The sequence below is a fragment of the Candidatus Palauibacter sp. genome (genome assembly GCF_965208055.1).
Taxonomy (GTDB): Bacteria; Gemmatimonadota; Gemmatimonadetes; order Palauibacterales; family Palauibacteraceae; genus Palauibacter.
In genome coordinates this window covers 2,734,189-2,754,312 of sequence record NZ_CBDBNY010000004.1, presented here as the reverse complement: position 1 = coordinate 2,754,312, position 20,124 = coordinate 2,734,189, and the positions used below count along the sequence as shown (strand labels likewise).

Annotated in this window: 16 protein-coding genes; 5 read left to right on the top strand and 11 right to left on the bottom strand. The window is 68.4% G+C overall.

Annotation, left to right across the window (positions count from 1 at the left end):
* Nucleotides 1-137: 137 nt before the first annotated feature.
* Complete coding sequence (locus tag ACOGXI_RS12210; protein WP_419939120.1) at nucleotides 138-1,277, bottom strand: diaminopropionate ammonia-lyase; 1,140 nt, start codon at nucleotides 1,275-1,277, stop codon at nucleotides 138-140.
* Nucleotides 1,278-1,419: 142 nt separating this feature from the next.
* Here ACOGXI_RS12210 and ACOGXI_RS12205 point away from each other — a divergent pair, with 142 nt between their 5' ends.
* From ACOGXI_RS12205 to ACOGXI_RS12185, 5 genes are all read left to right on the top strand, one after another.
* Nucleotides 1,420-1,794: a VOC family protein gene (locus ACOGXI_RS12205; RefSeq protein ID WP_419939119.1), complete on the top strand. Its 375-nt coding sequence runs from the start codon at nucleotides 1,420-1,422 to the stop codon at nucleotides 1,792-1,794.
* Nucleotides 1,795-1,817: 23 nt separating this feature from the next.
* Nucleotides 1,818-3,179, top strand: coding sequence for a hypothetical protein (locus ACOGXI_RS12200; RefSeq protein ID WP_419939118.1), 1,362 nt, complete (start codon nucleotides 1,818-1,820; stop codon nucleotides 3,177-3,179).
* Nucleotides 3,180-3,253: 74 nt separating this feature from the next.
* Complete coding sequence (locus ACOGXI_RS12195; protein WP_419939117.1) at nucleotides 3,254-4,744, top strand: amidohydrolase; 1,491 nt, start codon at nucleotides 3,254-3,256, stop codon at nucleotides 4,742-4,744.
* 152 nt (nucleotides 4,745-4,896) lie between these two features.
* Entirely contained in the window at nucleotides 4,897-5,304 is a 408-nt protein-coding gene (locus tag ACOGXI_RS12190) for a hypothetical protein (protein WP_419939116.1), read from the top strand.
* A 181-nt stretch (nucleotides 5,305-5,485) separates the two neighbouring features.
* Nucleotides 5,486-8,053: a DPP IV N-terminal domain-containing protein gene (locus ACOGXI_RS12185; protein ID WP_419939115.1), complete on the top strand. Its 2,568-nt coding sequence runs from the start codon at nucleotides 5,486-5,488 to the stop codon at nucleotides 8,051-8,053.
* A 36-nt stretch (nucleotides 8,054-8,089) separates the two neighbouring features.
* On the opposite strand, the gene ACOGXI_RS12180 is transcribed toward ACOGXI_RS12185, so the two are convergent.
* The 10 genes from ACOGXI_RS12180 to ACOGXI_RS12135 all read right to left on the bottom strand — a co-directional run bounded on the left by ACOGXI_RS12180 (nucleotide 8,090) and on the right by ACOGXI_RS12135 (nucleotide 20,079).
* Nucleotides 8,090-10,843 carry a M16 family metallopeptidase gene (locus ACOGXI_RS12180; RefSeq protein WP_419939114.1) on the bottom strand — a complete coding sequence of 918 codons (2,754 nt, stop codon included), beginning with the start codon at nucleotides 10,841-10,843 and terminating at the stop codon, nucleotides 8,090-8,092.
* Between the two features lie 30 nt (nucleotides 10,844-10,873).
* Nucleotides 10,874-12,127 carry an NADP-dependent isocitrate dehydrogenase gene (gene icd, locus ACOGXI_RS12175; RefSeq protein WP_419939113.1) on the bottom strand — a complete coding sequence of 418 codons (1,254 nt, stop codon included), beginning with the start codon at nucleotides 12,125-12,127 and terminating at the stop codon, nucleotides 10,874-10,876.
* Between the two features lie 212 nt (nucleotides 12,128-12,339).
* Complete coding sequence (locus tag ACOGXI_RS12170; protein WP_419939112.1) at nucleotides 12,340-12,849, bottom strand: hypothetical protein; 510 nt, start codon at nucleotides 12,847-12,849, stop codon at nucleotides 12,340-12,342.
* A gap of 599 nt (nucleotides 12,850-13,448) precedes the next feature.
* The gene (locus ACOGXI_RS12165; protein ID WP_419940197.1) at nucleotides 13,449-14,564 is read right to left on the bottom strand and encodes a PDZ domain-containing protein; all 1,116 of its coding nucleotides are present in this window, start codon (nucleotides 14,562-14,564) and stop codon (nucleotides 13,449-13,451) included.
* Nucleotides 14,565-14,566: 2 nt separating this feature from the next.
* On the bottom strand, nucleotides 14,567-15,262 hold the full coding sequence (locus ACOGXI_RS12160; protein ID WP_419939111.1) for a hypothetical protein: 696 nt from the start codon (nucleotides 15,260-15,262) through the stop codon (nucleotides 14,567-14,569).
* A gap of 26 nt (nucleotides 15,263-15,288) precedes the next feature.
* On the bottom strand, nucleotides 15,289-15,846 hold the full coding sequence (locus ACOGXI_RS12155; RefSeq protein WP_419939110.1) for an RNA polymerase sigma factor: 558 nt from the start codon (nucleotides 15,844-15,846) through the stop codon (nucleotides 15,289-15,291).
* Nucleotides 15,847-15,895: 49 nt separating this feature from the next.
* Nucleotides 15,896-16,780: a phosphatase PAP2 family protein gene (locus ACOGXI_RS12150; RefSeq protein ID WP_419939109.1), complete on the bottom strand. Its 885-nt coding sequence runs from the start codon at nucleotides 16,778-16,780 to the stop codon at nucleotides 15,896-15,898.
* Nucleotides 16,777-17,730 (bottom strand): NAD-dependent epimerase/dehydratase family protein, encoded by a 954-nt coding sequence (locus tag ACOGXI_RS12145; RefSeq protein ID WP_419939108.1) that lies wholly within the window; start codon nucleotides 17,728-17,730, stop codon nucleotides 16,777-16,779. Before ACOGXI_RS12145 ends, ACOGXI_RS12150 begins: the two co-directional genes overlap by 4 nt.
* Nucleotides 17,730-18,860 carry an N-acetyltransferase gene (locus tag ACOGXI_RS12140; protein WP_419939107.1) on the bottom strand — a complete coding sequence of 377 codons (1,131 nt, stop codon included), beginning with the start codon at nucleotides 18,858-18,860 and terminating at the stop codon, nucleotides 17,730-17,732. The genes ACOGXI_RS12145 and ACOGXI_RS12140 overlap by 1 nt, the downstream gene beginning before the upstream one ends.
* Nucleotides 18,861-18,876: 16 nt before the next feature.
* Nucleotides 18,877-20,079: an aminotransferase class I/II-fold pyridoxal phosphate-dependent enzyme gene (locus tag ACOGXI_RS12135; RefSeq protein WP_419939106.1), complete on the bottom strand. Its 1,203-nt coding sequence runs from the start codon at nucleotides 20,077-20,079 to the stop codon at nucleotides 18,877-18,879.
* Nucleotides 20,080-20,124: the final 45 nt, after the last annotated feature.

Here is a 20,124-nt window from a genome sequence, read left to right as displayed (position 1 = left end):
TCCTGGCCGGGTTGCGGGAGTCAAGCGTGCCGTGGCCGGTTCGCGCGTGCGGCGCGATGATCGACGTGATCGACTATAGGGAGGAGAGAGGCTGCGGCAAGCGGTGCGCGACCCGCGCCCCTGGCAGCGGCCGGGGGTCAGTCGAAGCGCTGCTCGGTCACGATCGCGCCGACGCGGGCGGATCGATCGAGGCCGAGGAGCCGGCGGATGCCGGGGAGGCGGGCCAGGGCGAGGAGCGCCCCTACGCCGGCGGCGCCGGACGGGCCCGCGATGATGCGGGCGCCCAGCCGACCGGACTCGAGCGCCTCGGCGCCGGCGGTCCATACCGGCTCGGGAAGCGCGACCGCCGCGTCGAGCAGGGGCGCCAGGTAATCCCAGGCGATCGTCGACGCGACGCCGGCGGCGAGACCGCCCATCGCGGTGTGGAACGGCGGTTCCGCGATGCTCGCCCGGCCGAGTCGCAGGCTCCGGCCGAAGCAGTCGGCCCGCCACGGCTCGACGGCGATGAAGCGCGGCCGACCCTCGCCGCACGTCTGCGCGAAATGGCCGCACACTCCGGTCGCGAGGCCGCCGACGCCCGCCTGCACGAAGAGGTGCGTGAGCGGCGCCGAGCCGGCATCGGCAAGGTCGTCCAGCATCTCGGCGGCGAGGAGCGTGTAGCCCGCCATGATGCGGCGCGGCGTCTCCTCGTAGCCTTCGTACGCCGTGTCGGAGACGACGATCCAGCCATTCCGCGCGGCCTCCCGGTCGGTGTGCCCGACAACGCCATCGTACTCGCCGGGCACGCGGACCACCTCCGCTCCGTGTCCCTCGATCGCCCGGGCGCGCGCCGGTATCGCGTCTTCCGGAAGGAAGATCACGCAGCGACAGCCGAACTCGGCGCTACCCCACGCCACGGACCGGCCGTGGTTCCCCGCCGAGGCGGTCGTGACCGTAATGTCCGCCGCCAGCGGATGCCCGGCCCGCAGTTCCGCCGTCGTCGGCCGGAGACCGCTCCGGCGCTCGATCTCGTCCTGCAGCGCACGCAGGACGGCGAACGCCCCGCCGAGCGCCTTGAAGGAGCCGAGCCCGAAGCGCGGCGATTCATCCTTTAGCCACACCGATTCCACTCCCAGCAACGCGGCGAGCTCCGGCAGTGTTACCATCGGCGTCGCGTCGTATCCAGTCCAGCCCCGGATCACGTCCCGAGCAATCGCGGCCGCGGGCGGGTCGAGGATCCTTTCCACGGCCCGGCGCCGCAGCTGCGGTGAGCGGAGCGAAAGGCGGAGCGCGCTCATTGCGGCGTCATTGCGGCCTCATTGCGCGCAAGGCCGGAATCGGAGAGCCGGCGGGTCTCGGCGCGCGCCGTTGGCCGCGCGGGCCCCGGGCATCAGTTTCCGGGCGACCGTCGTCCTGACGCCCTGAACGCGGAGCGATCCCTTGGATCTCGGCCTTTTCTCGATCAGTCTCACGGTGAAGGACCTCGCCGCCTCGAAGGCGTTCTATGAGAAGCTCGGTTTCGTGCAGACGGGCGGTGACGCCGAAGCAAACTATCTCATCATGATGAACGGAGAGACCGTGGTCGGCCTCTTCCACGGGATGTTCGAGGAGAACATCCTCACCTTCAATCCGGGGCTCACGCTCGAGGGCAAGCCGATGGAGTCCTGGACGGATGTCCGGGAACTCGAACGGACGCTGCGGGAACGTGGCGTGGAGATCACGCACGGGACGGAGGAAGCGGGCGATGCCGGGCCCGCACACATCGTCGTCGAGGACCCCGACGGCAACCCGATCCTCATCGACCAGTTCTTCTAAGCCGTCTGCCAGGGAATCCTCAATTGAACACCTCTCCGAACGCGACGCGGCGCGCACTCCGCGTTCCCGCGGGAACGTCATCGGCCCCCGCCCCGCCCGGGACGCGCGCGGTTGCGGTCGCGGCCGGCCTCCTCGCCGCGGCCTGCCTTGCCGCCGTCCCCCTCGAAGCCCAGGAGGAGCCGCCCGCCGCCAACGGCAACGGCGCGCTTCGCGTCTTCTTCGACTGCGAGGGCGGCCGCGGCATGTGCGACTTCGATTTCTACCGGCGCGAGATCCCGTACGTGAACTACACGCGCGACCGCGAGGATGCGCAGGTCCACGTGCTCATGACCTCGGAGGGCACGGGCAGCGGAGGGCAGCGCTTCACGCTCGATTTCATCGGACGCGAGGAGTTCATCGAGATCACGGACCGCCTCGAAGTCGTGACCCGCGCGAATCTCGCGGTGGAACAGCGGCTGACCGAGGTGGCGCACACGCTGGAACTGGGGCTTCTGCGCTACATCGCGCGCACCGGTCAGGCTCCCAGCATCGATATCCACTACGACGGAGCCGAACACGGCGAGATCGCGGCCAGGCCCGAGGACGACCCGTGGAACTTCTGGACCTTCCGGCTGCGCTCGAACGTCGAGTTCGAGGTGGATGAGCGCACCGAGGAGTACGAGCTGTCCGGAGGGTTTTCCGCCGACCGCGTCACGGATGCCCTGAAGCTCGAGTTCTCCATCGGCGGGAGCTACAACCGGCGACTCTTCGAGACCTCGGACACGACATCCGTGACGAGCCTCCGCGAGAGCTACGATGCCGAGGGACTCAGCGTATGGAGCCTTTCGGATCACTGGTCGGCGGGCGCCGCGTACGAGCTGGGGCACTCCAGCTTTGCCAACGAAGAGCTGCAGCTCCAGGTGGGGCCGGCGCTGGAGTACAACATCTTTCCCTACTCCGAGTCGACCCGCAGGCAGTTCAACTTCCTCTACACGGTCGGTCTCCGGTACCACGACTACATCGAGCAGACGGTCTTCCTCAAGGACGAGGAGACCCTCCCCCACCACCGGTTCAGGATCCGCCTCAGCGTCCGCCAGCCGTGGGGCGAATCCTACGGGTTCCTGACCTTCTCCCAGTTTCTCCACGACCCCTCGAAGAACCGCTTCACGGCCTTCGCGGGGGCCGATTTCCGGATCTTCCGGGGCCTGTCGCTCCGGCTGAACGCGAACTACTCGCGCATCCGCGACCAGCTCAACGTGCCCGCCGGCGACGCCACGACGGAAGAGGTGCTGCTCCGGCAGCGCGTCCTGCAGAGCGGATTCGAGTATGGCGTGTCGGTGGGCTTCTCCTACACCTTCGGGTCGATCTACTCCAACGTGGTCAACCCCCGGCTGGACCGGTTCTAGTCGAGATCGCGGGTGGTCCCGTGCCGCGGGTCCATCCCGGCCGCCCGGTGACCCCAAGGCACAAGGACATCGAAATGCTCAGGATCTCCCTCCCGAGGCAGACGTCGTTCACGGCAGGGGTGGCGGCGTTTGTTCTTTTTTTCATCGCCGCTCCCCTGACGTCGCAGGTTCCGACGACCCTCATGCGGGACGTGTCGCCCGGGAAGATGGCGGCGCTGGAAGCGCTCGACGACCTGGCGGACGAGATCAGGGACATGTCGATGACGCTGTGGGAGTACTCGGAGATCGCCCTCCTCGAGCACCGTTCGGCGGAGTATCTCGCCGGATTGCTTGAAGCCGAGGGCTTTGAAGTCGAGACCGGCGTCGCCGGCATGCCCACCGCGTTCGTCGCGACCTTCCGCCACGGGAGCGGGGGTCCCGTGCTCGGAGTTCTGGCGGAGTACGACGCGCTGCCGGGCGTCGGGAACGCACCGGTGCCGCACCGGGAAGCCCGGGCGGACGGCGTGACGAGCGGCCAGGGCTGCGGCCACAACCTGTTCGGGGCGGGGTCGGTCGGCGCCGCGATTGCGATCAAGCGCGCCATGGCGGACCGGGACATCCCGGGTGAAGTGCGGCTGTTCGGCACGCCGGCCGAGGAGACGGTCGTCGGCAAGGTCTACATGGCCAACGCGGGGGTCTTCGACGACGTCGACGCGACGCTCGTCTGGCACCCCATGACGGAGACCCGGGTCACGAACGCCTCGACGCAGGCGATGAACAACTTCACGGTGGAGTTCCGGGGACAGGCGGCGCACTCGGCGGCCGATCCGTGGAACGGGCGCAGCGCGCTCGACGCGGTGGAGATGATGAACTACGGCGCGAACCTGATGCGGGAGCACGTGCAGCCCTCCACCCGCATCCACTACGTGATGCCGAACGCGGGGGAGGCGCCGAACGTCGTCCCCGAGTATGCGAAGGCGTGGTACTACGTGCGGGACACGCTGCGCGCGCACGTCGATGAGTACTACGAGTGGCTGCTCGACATCGCCGCCGCCGCCGCACAGGCGACCCGCACCGAGCACGAGGTCTCCCTCATCACCGGCGTCCATGCGCTGCTGCTCAACCGTCCGCTGCAGGAGGCGATGCAGGCCAACCTGGAGGCGGTCGGCGGACCGCGATTCCCGGACGCCTTCCAGGCCTGGGGCCGCGAGATGCAGGCCGGCCTCGACATCGAGCAGGCCGGCCTCGACGTCGACGTACAGCCGCTCGCGACCCGCGCGACCCCGGCGCAGGGAGGATCCACCGATGTGGCGGAGGTGAGTTGGATCACACCGACCGTCCAGCTTGAAGTGACGTCGGCTCCGAAGGGCGTCCCGTGGCACTCGTGGGCCACGAGCGCCTCGCACGGAACCGAGTGGGCGGCGGCTGCCGCGGACGTGGCAGCGCGAGTCATGGCGATGACGGGAGTGGACCTCCTCACCGACCCGGATCTGCTCGCCGCGGCCAGGGAGGCGCACGGCCGGTCTACGGCGGGCCGCCCCTGGAAATCCGCGATCCCGAAGGACCAGAAGCCGCCGCTTCCCTGACGGAGTGACGAACCCGCCTGCGGTCAACCTCTCTTGCCGGCCGCCTTTAACGATTCCTATGCTCAATCCGGCAGGCTGGGTCTCAAGCCTGCGCCGGATCGGGGACGGGACGTGTCAGGGGGGGCCACCCACCCTCAGGTGGAGGTAACGCCATGAACACGAAGTGCCTCGTCGCATCGGTCGCCGGAGCCGTCGTCCTTTTTGTGGGCGGCTACGTACTGTATGAGCTTGTGCTCGGCGGATTCCTCGAAGCCAACATGGGGACCGCCACCGGCGTCATGAAGGAGTCTCCCGATTTCCTCTGGATCGCGGTAGGCCAGCTCGCCTCGGGGGGCGTGCTCGCCACGGTCCTCGGCTGGAAGGGCGCGACGGACGCCGCGGCCGGCGCTCGGGGCGGCGCCATGGTCGGCGCGCTCATCGCCGTCGCCTTCGGGTTCATGACGCTGGGCACGATGAACATCTCGACGCTCACCTGGGCCGTCGTCGATGTCGTCGTCGCCGCAGTCCTGTGGGGCGCGGGCGGCGCCGTGGTCGGCATCATGCTCGGACGCGGCGACTAGCCGCCGACGAATCCCCTCAACCCCTGTCGGCTCGGGGTCGGTCGCCCGGATCGGCCCCTGCCGGCGGGGTGCGCCCAAACCTCTCGCGCCACCGCCATCTGGACAGGCCGCTGTCACCTCCTCCACGTTCTCCCGCGTTCTTTCGTCGCCCGTTCTCTACACGACAACCACGAGTCTTGCCATGAAATCCGCCTACCGAGCCGGCCTCCGCCGTTTCCTTCCGTTCGCCGCCGTGATCCTGCTCGCGGCGCCGCTCGCCGCGCAGGAGGCCGCCGAAGACCCGGCGAACTTCCGCCTCGCGGCGCGCTTCGCGCCGTACAAGATCCAGGATCTCGTCTACTCGACCTCGGTCGACCCGCAGTGGATCGAGGGCTCCGAATCGTTCTGGTATGAATGGGAGAGTTCGGACGGCTCGTTCTACCACATCGTGGATCCGGTGGCGGGGACGAAGCGCCAGATCTTCGACAACGACCGGATCGCGGCCGAGTTGACCCGCATCACGCGCGATCCCTGGGATGGCCAGCACCTCCCGATCCGCTCGATCAGGTTCATCGACGCCAACACGCTCCAGTTCGAGGTCGAGTCCTCGCAGGACGAGGAGGAAGACGAGACGGAATCCGAGATGGAGGAACTGGACGAGGAGGAGGAAGAGGGAGAGCAGCAGCGACGTCGCGCCCGGAAGAAGGTGTTCCACTTCGAGTACGACGTGAACACCCGCGTGCTGCGTGAACTCGAGGACTGGGAGGCGCCCGACAACCATCCGTCATGGGCCAGCGTGTCCCCGGACGGCCAGACGGTCATCTTCGCCCGCCATCACAACCTGTACATGATGAGCGGGGACGACTACCAGCAGTTCCTCGAGGCGCGCCGCGGGAAGAGCGGGGACGAGGCGGACGAGGCGGAGGAGGGGATCGAGGTCGAGGAGACGCAGCTCACGACGGACGGCGAGGAGCACTACAGCTACGCCGTGTTCGAACGCGGGGACACGGACATCGAGCGCAGGGAGAACGCGGACGAGCGGAAGCGGGTGTCGATCTCGTGGTCCCGCGATTCACGCCGCTTCTCCCTGATCCGCCGCGACCGGCGAGAGGCGGGGGACCTGTGGGTCATCCACATGGTCGGCAACAAGCGGCCCGAACTCGAGTCCTACAAGTACGACATGCCGGGCGAGGAGACCGTGAGCCAGCCCGAACTCCTCATCTACGACCTCCAGGAACGCGGGATGGTCGAAGTCGCGATGCCGGAGGAGTGGAAGGACCACCGGCTCTTCACGACCTCCGCGCGCCAGTTCCGCTATCCGGACAGCGAGGAGCCGTTCCGTTCGCTGTGGCTCTCTCCCGACTCGGACCAACTCCACTTCGTGAGGCAGAGCCGCGACCAGCACCGCGTCGACGTGATGGTGGCGGACGCCGCGACGGGCGAGGCGCGCGTGCTGTTCGAGGAGCGGCTCAACACCTACGTGGAGTTCCAGCGCCTCGAACTCCTCGAGTCGGGCGACATGCTGTGGTGGTCGGAGCGGGATGGCTGGGCGCACCTGTACCGGTTCGGGCCGGACGGCACGCTCCGCAACCGCCTCACCGAGGGTCCGTGGTCGGTGCGCCAGGTGGTCGGCGTCGACGAGTCGGCCGGCGTCGTCTACTTCCAGGCCAACGCGCGCGAGGAGGGCGAGGATCCCTACTACCAGCACCTGTACCGGGTGAACCTGGACGGTTCCGGACTGACGCTGCTGAACCCGGGCGACTTCGACCACCGGGTCGAGATGGGGGAGTCGAACCGCTTCTTCGTCAGCAACTATTCGCGCGTCAACACGACCCCGGCGGCGGCGCTCCATGCGGCCAACGGCCGCCGGATCACGGATCTCGAGACCGCCGACTTCTCGAAGCTGCACGAGGCGGGGTATGGATTCCCCGAGCCCTACACGGTGAAGGCGGACGATGGGGTCACGGACCTGTACGGCGTCATGTACAAGCCGTTCGACTTCGACCCGTCGAAGACGTACCCGATCGTCGCCTATGTGTACCCGGGGCCGCAGACGGAGGCCGTCGCGAAATCGTTCTCGACCGCGCGCTACGAGACGGCGCTGGCCCAGTTCGGGATGATCGTGATCACGGTGGGGAACCGGGGCGGCCACCCGGCGCGCTCGAAGTGGTACCACAACTACGGGTACGGGAACCTCCGCGACTACGGGCTGGCGGACAAGAAGACCGCGATCGAGCAACTGGTCGACCGGCACGACTTCATCGACATCGACCGCGTGGGCATCTACGGGCACTCCGGGGGCGGCTTCATGTCGACGGCGGCGATGCTCGTCTACCCGGACTTCTTCAAGGTCGCGGTCTCCTCGTCCGGGAACCACAACAACGATGTGTACAACCAGAACTGGTCCGAGAAACACCACGGCGTGCGGGAAGTCGTCGACGACAGCGGGAACGTGACGTTCGAGTACGAGATCGAGCGCAACTCGGACCTGGCCGCGAACCTCAAGGGGCGCCTGTTGCTCACGACCGGGGACATCGACAACAACGTCCACCATGCCGGCACGCACCGCATGGCGGAGGCGCTGATCCGGGCCAACAAGCGCTTCGACTACTTCGTCTTCCCCGGCCAGCGGCACGGCTACGGGGACATGAGCGACTACTGGTTCTGGCTGCGCGCGGAGTACTTCGTGGAGCACCTGCTGGGCGACACGCGGTGGAGTCCGGACATCGCGCAGTTGAACGTGGAGCGGGAGCAGACGGGCGGCCGCTGATCCGGCCGCCCGCCGCTCCGCTCGGCGGGCTCGCGCTTAAGGGACGAGCTTGTTGGCGAAGTCGCCGCCCCGGATGATCGTCAGCTTCGCCGGGTCGATGTGCCGCCGCATCGCGGCCACGACCTCGTCCACCGTCAGCGCCTCGATCGCGGCTTCCTGTTCGCTCGTGAACGAGAGCGGACGGTCCAGGAACAGGCTGTTCGACAGCATGTTCGCGATGACCGCGTCGTTCGAGCGGCTGTTCTGCGCCTGGTCGAGATATCCGCGCTTCGAGCCCTCGAACTCCTCCTCCGTGAACCCGTCGGCCAGCGTGGTGTCGAGGACGTCCGTGAACGACGCCACGACCTTGTCCCCATTCTCCGGCGCGAAGATGGCGAACGCGGCGAACTGCGCGTTGTCATCGATCGGGGGCGCGCCGTAGTTCGAACCCACGCCGTACGACAGGCCTTCTTCTCCCCGGATGCGGCTGAACAGACGAGAGTTCATGCCGCCGCCCAGGATGTGGTTGCCGAGGAGCAGGGCGGGGTAGTCGGGGTGATCGTCGCGCATCCGAATCGTAAGTCCGGCGAACATCATGGCGTTCGCCTTGTCCGGCGTCTCGATGTCGAGGGTTAGCGGCTCGATCTCGCGGTATTGGATCGGAACGCGGGCGTAAGCTTCGTTCGCGGTCCAGTCGCCGAACAGTTCCTCGATCAGGGCCCGGATCTCCGCGGCCTCGAAATCGCCGACCACGGACAGGGTGCCGCCCTGCGCCCCGTAGAAGCCCTCCCAGAAGGCGCGCGCCTCATCCACCGTCGCGGCCTCGAGGCGCTCGATCTGCTCCTCGAAGGTCGGCGAGTAGCGGGGGTGATCCGCCGGATAGTCGCCGAAGTGGCGCTGAAACGCCTGGATCACGAGGGCCTGGGGCTCCGACATCTGCGACTCGATGCCCGCCAGACGCTCCTCGCGCAGCAGTTCGAACTCTTCCGCGTCGAAGGCCGGCTGCCGGAGGATCTCCGCGCCGAGCCGGAGGACGGCCGGGAGATTCTCTCGCACGGTGGTGAACGACCCGTTCGCCGAAGTGACGCCCCCGCCGATGCCGCCCTGGGCCTTCAGGCGATCGAGTTCGTCGGAGATCTCCTGGCGGGAGCGGCTCGTCGTCCCCCGCATCAGCATGGCGCCGGCGAGCGACGCGGCGGTGGCCTGCCCCATGAGGGCGCTCTCGGTGCCGTGACGGAGCGCAAAGCCGACGTTCACGGCGTCGCCCCGGTTTTCCTTTTGGAGGAAGGCGACCTTGAGGCCATTGGGCAGTTCGAACCGTTCCGTCCGGGTCTCGATGTTCTCGATCGTCGGATCGAAGGCCTCCCCCTCTGCTACGGCCTCCCGTCCCGTGTAGGACGCGACGAGCGCCTCGACGTCCGGGGCGGCCGGAATCTCCGCCCTCGCCGGCGTCTCTTCGGCCGGGTAGAAGTACCCGATGGTCCGATTCGACGGCTTCAGGTAAGCCTGGGCGACCTGGTGCACCGCCTCCGGCGTCACGCGCTCAAGCCGATCGCGGTGCAGGAAGAAGAGGCGCCAGTCCCCCATCGACGCCCACTCGCTCAGTTGAAGCGCGATTCCCTGCGGGTTGTTGAAGGCGAGTTCGATGCTGGAGAGGTAGTCGGTCCTCGCGCGCTCGACCTCTTCCTCCGTCGGTGGGTCGTCGACCAGCGCCTGCACGGTCTCCAGCAACGTCTCGGCCGCGGTCTCAAGGGAATCCTCCTCGCGGACCTCGGCCGCGGTCAGGAGCATGCCGGGCTCGTTGAGCTGGTAGTTGAAGGCGAAAGCGCCGGCCGCGAGTCCCGTTTCCACGAGGGCCTTGTAGAGTCGGCCGGCGGGGCGGGTGGAGAGCAGGTGCGTCATCACGTCGACGGCCGCGAACTGTTCGTGCGACCCGGGCGGCATGTGGTACGCCGCCATCACGAGCTGGACATCCCCGACGCGCCGCAGCGTCACCGTCCGCTCGCCGTCCTGCGCGGGCTCGGCGGTGTACGTACGGAAGAGCTGGTTGGCACCCGTCCGTTCGGGCCGCGGGATGCCGCCGAACTTCTCGGCGACGAGTGCGAGCGCCCGCGCCGGTTCGAAGCGGCCGGCCACGACGAGGATGGCGTTGTCCGGCTGGTAGTACTTGCGGTAGAAGGCCTGCAGACGGTCGATGGGCACGTTCTCGAGGTCCGCGCGGGCTCCGATGGTGGAGTTGCCGTAGTTGTGCCAGTCGTAGGCGGCGGACATCACCCGCTTCTGGAGCACGCCCTGTGGGCTGTTCTCCCCCGCCTCCCATTCGTTCCGAACGACGGTCATCTCGGATTCGAGGTCCGCCGCCGCGATGAACGAGTTCACCATGCGGTCCGCTTCGAGGTCGAGCGCCCAGTCGAGGTTCTCATCGGTGGCGGGGAACGTCTCGAAGTAGTTCGTGCGGTCGAACCAGGTGGTGCCGTTCGGGAAGGCGCCATGTTCGTCGAGTTCCTTCGGGATGTCCGGGTGGTCCGGCGTCCCCTTGAACACGAGGTGCTCGAGGAGGTGGGCCATCCCCGTCTCGCCGTAGCCTTCGTGTCTCGAGCCGACGAGATAGGTGATGTTCACGGTAATCTGCTGTTTGCTCTGGTCGGGGAAGAGCAGAAAGCGGAGTCCGTTGTCGAGCCGGTACTCCGTAATGCCCTCTACGCTGGCGACCTCCGTAATGCCCGCGGGAAGCTGGGCCTCGACCGCGACCGGTACCGCCAGCGCGGACACCAGTCCTGCGACCGTCGCAAACCTGCCTGTCTTGCTCATCTCTTTCTCCATCGGATTGTGCCGGGTCCGTCACATGTGGTCGATCATGGCCTGACCGAACTCGCTGCACCTGACGAGGGTGGCGCCTTCCATCAGGCGCTCGAAGTCGTACGTCACGCGCTTCTCGCCTATGGTTGCGCTCAAGGAGAATACAATAAGGTCGGCGGCTTCGTTCCACCCCAGATGCCGCAGCATCATCTCGCCGGACAGGATGACGGATCCGGGGTTCACCTTGTCCTGCCCGGCGTACTTCGGCGCGGTGCCGTGTGTCGCCTCGAAGATCGCGTGGCCCGTCTCGTAGTTGATGTTCGCGCCGGGGGCGATGCCGATCCCGCCCACCTGCGCCGCGAGCGCGTCCGAGATGTAGTCCCCGTTCAGGTTCATGGTCGCGATCACGTCGTACTCCGCGGGCCGCGTGAGGATCTGCTGGAGGAAGGCGTCGGCGATCACATCCTTGACGACGATGCCGTCCGAGGTCCGGCACCAGGGACCGCCGCCGAACTCCCGCGCCCCGAATTCGTCCTTCGCGAGTTCGTAGCCCCAGTCGCGGAAGCCGCCCTCGGTGAACTTCATGATGTTCCCCTTGTGGACCAGCGTGACGCTGCCGCATCCACGGTCGCGGGCGTAGCGGATCGCGGCGCGGACGAGCCGCCGCGTCCCTTGCCGCGAGATCGGCTTCACGCCGAATGAACTGGTGTCCGGGAAACGGATCGTCGAGACGCCCATCTCGTCGCACAGGAAGGCGCGCAGACGGCGGGCCTCCTCGCTCCCGGCCTCCCATTCGATCCCGGCGTAGATGTCCTCGGTGTTCTCGCGGAAGATCGTCATGTCGACGAGGTCCGGCTGGCGAACCGGCGACGGGACGCCCTCGAACCAGCGCACGGGGCGGACGCACGCGAACAGGTCGAGTTTCTGGCGCAGCGCCACGTTGAGCGATCGGATCCCTCCACCCACCGGCGTCGTCAGCGGCCCCTTGATCGCGACGAGGTGATGCCGAATCGCACGCAGCGTGTCCGCGGGGAGCCAGTCCCCGGTGCGGTCGAACGCCTTCTGGCCGGCGAGCACCTCGAACCACGCGATCCGCCGCCTGCCGCCGTACGCCTTCTCGACGGCCGCTTCGAGCACCGCGCTCGCGGCGCGCCAGATGTCGGGGCCGATGCCGTCTCCCTCGATGAAGGGCACGATCGGACGATCGGGCACGTCCAGGCGGTCGCCCGCCATGCGGATGGCTTCCCCGCCGGAGGGCGTGCGCAGAGTGTCATATGCAGGAGACGCGTCGGACATGGGGATTTCTCGAATGGTTCGGGGCCTTCTTCGCGCACCGGGGATCGGTGGCGGCGGGTGGGGAGAGTACGCCCGGCCTTGAGCGATGACAAACCGTATAATGTGTATACACTCGTGAGTTATGTATACGCTCTCCGTGTCGAAGGGGGCCGGCGGCGGCGCGCTGCGGGGGCCGGCGAGGATCGGCCCCCGCAGTGATAACGCGCTGCCGTCTAGTGGCTTATGGGTACGACCCGGAAGCCCAACACGAAGGTCAGATCGGTCTCGAGCTGGGGTCCGTCGAGGTCGCGCATGAGCGGCAGGAGCACCTCGGCGGCGACGCGAAAGGCCCTGGCCCGGGGGATGTAGAGGTTGAGGCTCAATCCTCCCTCCACCACGGTGCCGGCGCGCAGGTCCGTTCGCGCCGTGGGGACGATGGCCGGGTTCACGCTCGGCGCCACGTCCATGCCGTCGATGTCGCCCGTCCGGGTGGCGACGAGGCGCACGCCGGCCGCAAGACGGCGACCCAGCACCCGGGCCCACCACGCGGTGCCCTGCAGCTGGTTGCCCAGTGACCAATCACGGTTGTTCGTGCCCATGCGCATCACGGCGTTCCCCTGGGCTCCCCAGGACCAGTCGCCGGCCTGGCCCAGCCAGGTGAGGCCGGGGCGCAGGTCGAACGTGCCGGAGCCGATCTGCATGGGGTAGGGGAGTTGGACTTCCATCCCCATGGCGTTCGACAAGGGATGCGCCGGGCGCGAGGACACGGACCGACTTCGTGGCCGGCGCGGTTCGCGGCTCCGGGCGACTCGTACGGGTCTGTGTCGAGGAGTCAGGCGGGGGGCGGTTGACCGAACGGCCTGAGGTAAGCGGCGGGGGCGGGGGCGGGCCGGAGCCGGGGCCGGGTCCCGCGCCGTGCGTGGCTTGCAGAGGTTGGCTGGGCGGCGCGCTGCGGAGAGTCCACGAGCGCAGGACCACAGCAGGTCAGACAGGTGCCGAGGCAGTCGCACGGTCCGCCCGAATGCGGATGCGGAGGCGTTGTGGCGCCGGCGTCGTCGGCGGGAGGATGCCCCGCGTGGCTGTGCGCGCGGCCGCTTTCCGCATGCGTCTCATGGAGCGTGCCGGCGGGGGACTCCGGCTCGTCGCCGTGCGCCGCCTGATGCTTCGGGCAGGGCTGAACGGGCGTGCCCGGCCCGATGCCGATGAGGAAGGCTCCGACGACGGCGAGCGCGTCCATTCGGACGCGTGCGCTTCGTCTACTGCTGGTGTCGATCCACAGTCGTGGACGGTTTTGAGCCATGCGAAAATCCAGCGTCGTTCCCCGAGGATCCGCGAGCTGCCGTCAGCGCCGGGGCCAGACCCCGCTCATCTCTTCACTTCCCCGGACCCACGCCACGCCGAGACCTCGTTCGCGTTCCGACTCGAGCGCGGCGACGAGGTCTTCCAGGTCGCGTATCCGGCGGTCGCCCGCTCTCACGAGGAGATCTCCGGGCCTGAGCCCGAGTCGGGCCGTGATCGTCCCCCGTGCGACCCGGAGCACGAGGAGACCGTCGAGGCCGGACCGGTCGGAAAAGTCGCGCACAGGCTCGAACTCCGCCCCCGCGAACGTGCGGCGGAGGCGGGCGGCGAGACCGAGTTCCGGCAATGCCACCTGAGCGGCTCGCGCCACCCGGCGCCGGAACTCCACCGCCGAAAGGCGCGCCCGCACGGCGCCGACATGCTGCAGCGCAAGCGTGAAGTCGCGATAGGCGGACTCCGTCTCGCGCTGCAGATCGCGAAGTATCTCCGCGCGGAGCGCCGGCAGCTCCGAGACCGGGCGGTCGCCCACGGGCAGCACGTTGAGTCGACCGTCCACGACCCGCACGGCGGAGGGCTCCACGGCCACGCCGGTGTCATCCGTATCCCGGAACGCGAGGGCGACGCCGGCACGGTCGGGCTCGGTGGAGTCGGGCTCGGCGGAATCCGTCAGCCACAGGACGAACGTGCCGCTCCGCGGGTTCCCGGTCGTGGCCACGATCGTGCGGCCGCCCACCATCGGAAGGTCGTCCGCATCCGGGGGTCGCGTGTCGGGAATGACTTCCAGGGTGCGCTCCGCCCCGTCTCGCGTGACCTGCACCCGTACCGGGACGCTCGGGCGGATCGATGCAAGCAGGTCGGGCAGATTGGCGAGGGTCAACCTCACACCGTTCATCGCCGCCAGCCGATCGCCGACGTGGAGCCCCGCACGCGCTGCCGGCCCGTCTTCCTGCATTTCACGAACCTGGATGACGAGCGTACAGTTCTTCCAGTCTTCCTGTGTCTCCCAGCCGCAGTTGTAGCGCTCGTCGACCCGAACCCCGATCCAGCCGGCGGCTTCGACCTCCGGGGTCTCCTGCGCCGCACCGGACAGGGGCGTGAGCGACGGGACGCCCACGGCGAGAGCTGCGGCGAGCGGGCGCAGAGACCGCGAGCGAAGCATCGTCACCACGTTCGCGTCCCGCTCGCCCGGCCGAGATCCTCCGCGAGCCGGTCGCGCGTCTCCACGAGTTCCAGGAGGTAGGCGCTGGCGAGGGGATCATCGGGACTCGTCTCCAGGTCGTCGCGCAGTGCCCGGATCAACCCCTCCAGCCTCGCCAATTGCTGGGCCGTCTCCAGTTGGCCTCTCCCGCTCGGCCCTCCCTCCGAAGCCGGGCCCGCCCCGCCCGCTCCCACCTGCCTGAGCGGCGACCGCAGCGATTCCATCTGGTTGAGCCCGTCCACGAGCGCGCGGCCGTCATCGGTGGCAACGACGGCGGGGAGATCCTCGGCCGGATACAGCGGGTTCGCGGATCGCGCGCCCGTGAACTGGAGGCCGGCGATCACGCCGCCGGCGAACAGCATGACGGCGGCGGCGGCCTGAAGCGGTCCCCGAGCCAGGAGACGGCCGACGAGGCCTCCTCCGACCCCGCGGACGCCGAACCGCGTCTCGCTGGCGTCGAGTGCTGCTTCGATGGCGGCCCACTGCCCGGCAGGCGCCTTCTCATCCGGGAGCGCGGACAGCGCCATGCGCAGCCGGCTCAACCGCTCGAACTCCGCCTGGCAATCCCCGCACGCTTCGAGGTGGCCCCGGCAGTCCCGGTCGGCCCACGGCTCGTCGAGCAGCGCCGAGATTCGCTCGGCATCCATGTGATTCGCCATCTCTTCCATCCCTCTTCTATCCCTACTCACAGCCGGGCTTCGCCCCGCGCACCGCCGTTCCCGGAATCTTCCGGAGCGATGAGCTTCCGCATGCGCGCCCGCGCCTTGTGCAACTGCGATTTCGACGTGCCGGGCGCACAACCCAGAGCCTCGGCGATGTCGTTGTGCGTCCATCCCTCCACGTCGTGCAGCACGAGGACCCTCCGGTACCCCGGCGGCAACTGGTCCAGCGCCCGGGTCAGGACCCGCCGCGTCACGATCACGTCGTCGTGCGCCCGCGCCACGCGGGGCAGCTCGGCGGCGGATTCCACCGGACGCCGCTTTGCCGACCGGCGCAGCCGGTTGAGCGCCACATTCGTCGCCAACCGGTAGAGCCACGTGCCGAAGGCCGCATCGCCCCGGAAGAGGTGGAGTTTCTCGAACGCGCGGATCCACGCTTCCTGGGAGAGGTCCTCCGCGAGGTGGTCGTCGCCCACGAGACGGCGAATCACGGTGTAGACGCGCCGCGCGTGGCGTTCGTACAACTCCCCCATCGCGGATCGCTCTCCCGCTTTGGCGCGTGCGATCAGGTCGCGTTCTTCCACGTCATCCCTCTGAAGGTCACCTTCCGGATCCACCGCTATGATGCGCGGTTCAGGCTGCGGGTTGCCCGCCCTCGGCCACTTGGGCGCCTTCGGCCCCGGAGCGGGACGCGCGCACTACCGCGCAGATCAGCAGTCCGAGCAGGATGCCCGCGAGGGCGTCGGTCGCATAATGGAAGCGACCGTACACCGTCCCCGCAGTCAACGCGAGTTCCGGGATGAGGAGGAGCCAGAACCAGCGCCGATCCTCGCCTCCGGCGGTCACGACCGCGGCCAGGGAGGCGGCGATGTGGGAACTGGGGAAGGCCGTGCCCTTCGACGATCCGGCCTCCAGGATCCCGTGCACGATGCCGAACAGCGTGCCTTCGCCGATCCCGCCTCCGATCTGCGCAAACTCGTATCGGGGTCCGGCGACCGGGAAGAACATGAAGATGAGATAGGAGACGAAGAAGGCGGCGGCTACGGCGAGGGCGGTGCGCTGCAGCGCCTCGATCCCCCGCGTCGCGAACACGCCCAGGATGGCGGCGGGGATGATGGCGTAGTAGGCGAAGTAGCCCAGGTGCAACACCTCGGAGAAGGAGAGCCAGGGGAACAGGGCGCTGAGGCCGATGCTGGGCTGCCCGCCGAAGACGGCGGCATCCCACGCCTGCACCGTGGCGTCGAAGTACCGTTGCGTGAAGAAGCGGTTGAGGACGGCGAGTTCCGCATACAGGAGGGGCGTGAGGAACACGGCGTACGCCGCCCTTGCGATCGCGGCGAGGCCGGCGCGGGGGTGCCAGGCCGCGAGTCGCGTGATCCCGAAGATGGCGATCGCGTGGGCCGCTGCGATTCCCGCCCCGGGCAGGCCGCCGAACACCAGGGAAACGAGGCCCGTGCAACCGAAGTAGCCGATGGTGAGGCGATCGACGGGCAGGAGCCGTCCGCTGCCGCCGCTCACAGCCAGCCCATGCGGCGATACCACTCCGCCGTGCGCGCGAGCCCCTCTTCGATGCCGACCCGCGGGCGCCAGGAGTCGAGATATTCCTGGCTCGACTCGATGTCGCAGGTCCAGGCGTACGCGGACAGATCCCGCGCGCGCCTCCGGTCGAAGGCCGGGGCGGTTCCCGCCAGGCGGCCCGCGAGTTCCGACAGCGCCCCCGCGGTGAGAAAGAGGGCGGACGGTAGCCGCAGGACGCGACCGGGGCGGTTCACGGCCGCCATCAGCGCTCCCGCCAGGGCGCGCCAGGAATGCCGTTCCGCCGCGGCGATGGGAAGCGGAGACGGCGCCGGCGCCGCCTCGAGGGCGGCCAGGACGGCCGAGACGACATCGGCGACATACACCGGCTGCAGGGGCGCGCGGCTGCGCGGAATCGCGGTCCACCCTCGCGCCGCGAGCCGAAAGAGCGGGAGCAGGTCGGAGTCGCGCGGGCCGTACACCCCTCCCGGTCTGAGCACGGTGACCTCCATCGGCCCGCGGATGGACGCGAGCGCGGCCTCGGCCTCGGCTTTCGACCGACCGTACGGGCTCACGGGTCCGTCCGCTCCGTCCGGGCCCCGGGCGGCGAGGCTGCTGATGAACACGAACCGCGGGACTCCCGCATCCGCCGCCGCCCTCGCAAGCCTCAGCGTGCCGGCCGCGTTCACGGCCATGAACTCCGACGCGTTGCGCGCCCGCGTGAGCGCCCCGCAGTGCACGATGGCGGCGCACTCCGCGAGTGCCGCGGCCGCTGCCGGCTCGTCCTTCAGCCCGAGATCGAGTTCGACCTTCGTCAGTTCGAGGCGATCGAGACGACGCGTGTCGCTCGTTCGCCGCACGCTCGCGGTGACCTGATGTCCGGCGGCGACGAGTGCCTCGGCGAGATGGCTGCCGAGGAACCCGCTCCCCCCCGTCAGGAAGACCGATGCCACTACAGGGCCGCTTCGTACAGCCGGTAGGTCCGGTAGACCCTGCCGCCGAGACGCTCGATGGCCTGGTTCATCTTCTGGTTGTCCTCGAGGATCCACGACTGCTCGGCGGACGTCATTCCGGCGGCGATTCCCTTCCTGAACAGCCACAGGTAGAGGAGGACATCGACGGCCTTGCCGCGCCATTCCTCGGCGAGCCCCAGGATGATGACGCGCATGCACGTGATTCTGCGCCGGTAGATGAGCGCCTTGAGAATTCCGAAGGGGAAGAGCCTGCCGTTCATCCGGCGCAGCACCTGGTTGAAGTCCGGGAGGGCGAGCGCGAAGCCGGCGGTTTCGCCCTCCGGCGTCTCCGCGAAGAGCGCGAGTTCGGGGTCGAGTATGGGCTTGAGTTCCGCGGCCATGTGATCCATCTCGGCCTCGGTCATGGGGACGAAACCCCAGTTCTTCTCCCAGGCCGCGTTGTACAGGCGCTGGACGCGGCCGAGTTCTTCGTCGAATCGCGACATGTCCAGCGTCTTGATCCGGATGCCGTACCTGCGTGTCACGACCTTCTCGGCGCGGAACAGGTGCGGCGGCCAATCGCCCTTCTTCATGTGCCAGGCGAAGAGATCCTTGACCTTCCGCAGCCCGGCAGCCTCCATCAGCCCCGGATAGTACGGCGGGTTGTAGGCCATCAGGACGACCGGCGGCCCGGGATCTCCGTCGATGAGCAGGCCACAGGTCTCGTTGGTCGAGAAGCTCGTGGGGCCGCGCATCGCGGTGAGGCCGCGCGCGCGGAGCCAAACCCGAACCACGTCGAGCAGCGCCCCGGCCACTTCCGGGTCGTCGATGCACTCGAACCAGCCGAAGAACCCTACGGCTTCGTCGTGTATCCGCTCATGATTCCGGTTCCGGATCGCGCAGATTCGGCCCACTGCCCGGCCGTCGCGCAATGCGAGCCAGGGCTGGACCTCCGAGTGCAGGTGGAACGGGTGTTTCGCGGGATCGAAGGCCGCCCGCACGTCTCTCTTCAGCGGGGGCACCCAGTCGGGATCGCCCCGATAGATCGACCACGGCAGGTCGATGAAGCGCTTGAGGTCGGCGCGGCTTTCGACGGGGACGACGCGCACGGAGGAGGCGAGGCTCGTCATGGGGGAAGGCGCCGGTTCAGACGACGCCGAGCTTCTTCCCCACGCGCTCTACCTGGTCGAGCACGAAATCGAGGTCGTCATCCGAGTGCGTCGCCATGTAGCTCGTGCGCAGGCGGCAACTCCCCTCCGGAACCGCGGGCGGAACCACCGGGTTCGTGAAGACGCCGGCTTCGAACAGCGCGCGCCAGAACACGAAGGTCTTCTCCATGGGTCCGATGAGGATGGGGATGATCGGGGTCTCGGTCGGCCCGATGTCGAACCCGATCGACTTGAACCCCTCCATCATCCGGTAGGTGTTCTTCCAGAGCTGCTCCCGGCGCTCCGGCTCATCGCGGATGATCTCCAGCGCCTTCAGCACGGTGGCGGCGGAGGCGGGAGGCATGCTCGCGCTGAACATGAGGGCGCGGGCGTTGTGCTGGAGGTAGTCGATGACGTCCGCGCGACCCGCCACGAAGCCACCGATCGAGGCGAAGGACTTGGAGAAGGTGCCGAGGATCAGGTCCACTTCGTCGGTGAGTCCCCAGTGCTCGGCGGTCCCGGCCCCGGTCTCGCCCAGCACGCCCACGGCGTGCGCGTCATCCACCAGGATGGCCGCGCCGTACTCTCGCCTCAGTTCGACCAGGGTGGGCAGATCGGCGATGTCGCCTTCCATGCTGTACACGCCGTCCACCGCGATGAGCTTGCCGCGCGAGGGCGTCTCGGCCTCGAGCATGCGCCGCAGGGTCGCGAAGTCGTTGTGATTGAAGCGCCGGGTGCGGCCGAGCCCCATGCGTGCACCGTCCTGGAGGCTGGCATGGTCCAGCTTGTCGATGTAGACCGTGTCCGCGCGGCCGATCAACGCGCCCAGCGTACCCAGATTCGTCTGGTAGCCGGTCGAGAATACGAGCGCGGCCTCCATGCAGGTGAAGTCGGCGAGTTCGGCCTCGAGTTGCTCATGCAGATTGAGGTTGCCGTTGAGGAAGCGGCTGCCCGTGTTGCCGCTTCCGAACTTGTTGAGGGCGTCACGGGCCGCCTCGAGGACGCGCGGATCGTGCGTGAGCCCCATGTAGTTGTTGGAGCCCACCATGATCTTGCGCGCGCCGTCGATGACGACCCAGGTGTCGTGCGAGGCCTCTATGGGCATGAAGTATGGATAGAGGCCGGCCTCGCGGAGACCGTTCACGGTCGCTAGTTCACGACACTTGTCAAGGATCGGAGGCGGCTGGACGCGGCTTTTCATTGAGCCCGACCGTGACACCGCAGCTTGGGATGTAGGATTCTGCAC

Bases quoted from the DNA above. Each gene is read 5' to 3' on its own strand.
- icd (WP_419939113.1), bottom strand. From the start codon at position 12,127: ATGTCCGACGCGTCTCCTGCATATGACACTCTGCGCACGCCCTCCGGC.
- ACOGXI_RS12160 (WP_419939111.1), bottom strand. From the start codon at position 15,262: ATGGCGAATCACATGGATGCCGAGCGAATCTCGGCGCTGCTCGACGAG.
- ACOGXI_RS12135 (WP_419939106.1), bottom strand. From the start codon at position 20,079: ATGAAAAGCCGCGTCCAGCCGCCTCCGATCCTTGACAAGTGTCGTGAA.
- ACOGXI_RS12210 (WP_419939120.1), bottom strand. From the start codon at position 1,277: ATGAGCGCGCTCCGCCTTTCGCTCCGCTCACCGCAGCTGCGGCGCCGG.
- ACOGXI_RS12195 (WP_419939117.1), top strand. From the start codon at position 3,254: ATGCTCAGGATCTCCCTCCCGAGGCAGACGTCGTTCACGGCAGGGGTG.
- ACOGXI_RS12140 (WP_419939107.1), bottom strand. From the start codon at position 18,860: ATGACGAGCCTCGCCTCCTCCGTGCGCGTCGTCCCCGTCGAAAGCCGC.
- ACOGXI_RS12190 (WP_419939116.1), top strand. From the start codon at position 4,897: ATGAACACGAAGTGCCTCGTCGCATCGGTCGCCGGAGCCGTCGTCCTT.
- ACOGXI_RS12180 (WP_419939114.1), bottom strand. From the start codon at position 10,843: ATGAGCAAGACAGGCAGGTTTGCGACGGTCGCAGGACTGGTGTCCGCG.
- ACOGXI_RS12185 (WP_419939115.1), top strand. From the start codon at position 5,486: ATGAAATCCGCCTACCGAGCCGGCCTCCGCCGTTTCCTTCCGTTCGCC.
- ACOGXI_RS12165 (WP_419940197.1), bottom strand. From the start codon at position 14,564: ATGCTTCGCTCGCGGTCTCTGCGCCCGCTCGCCGCAGCTCTCGCCGTG.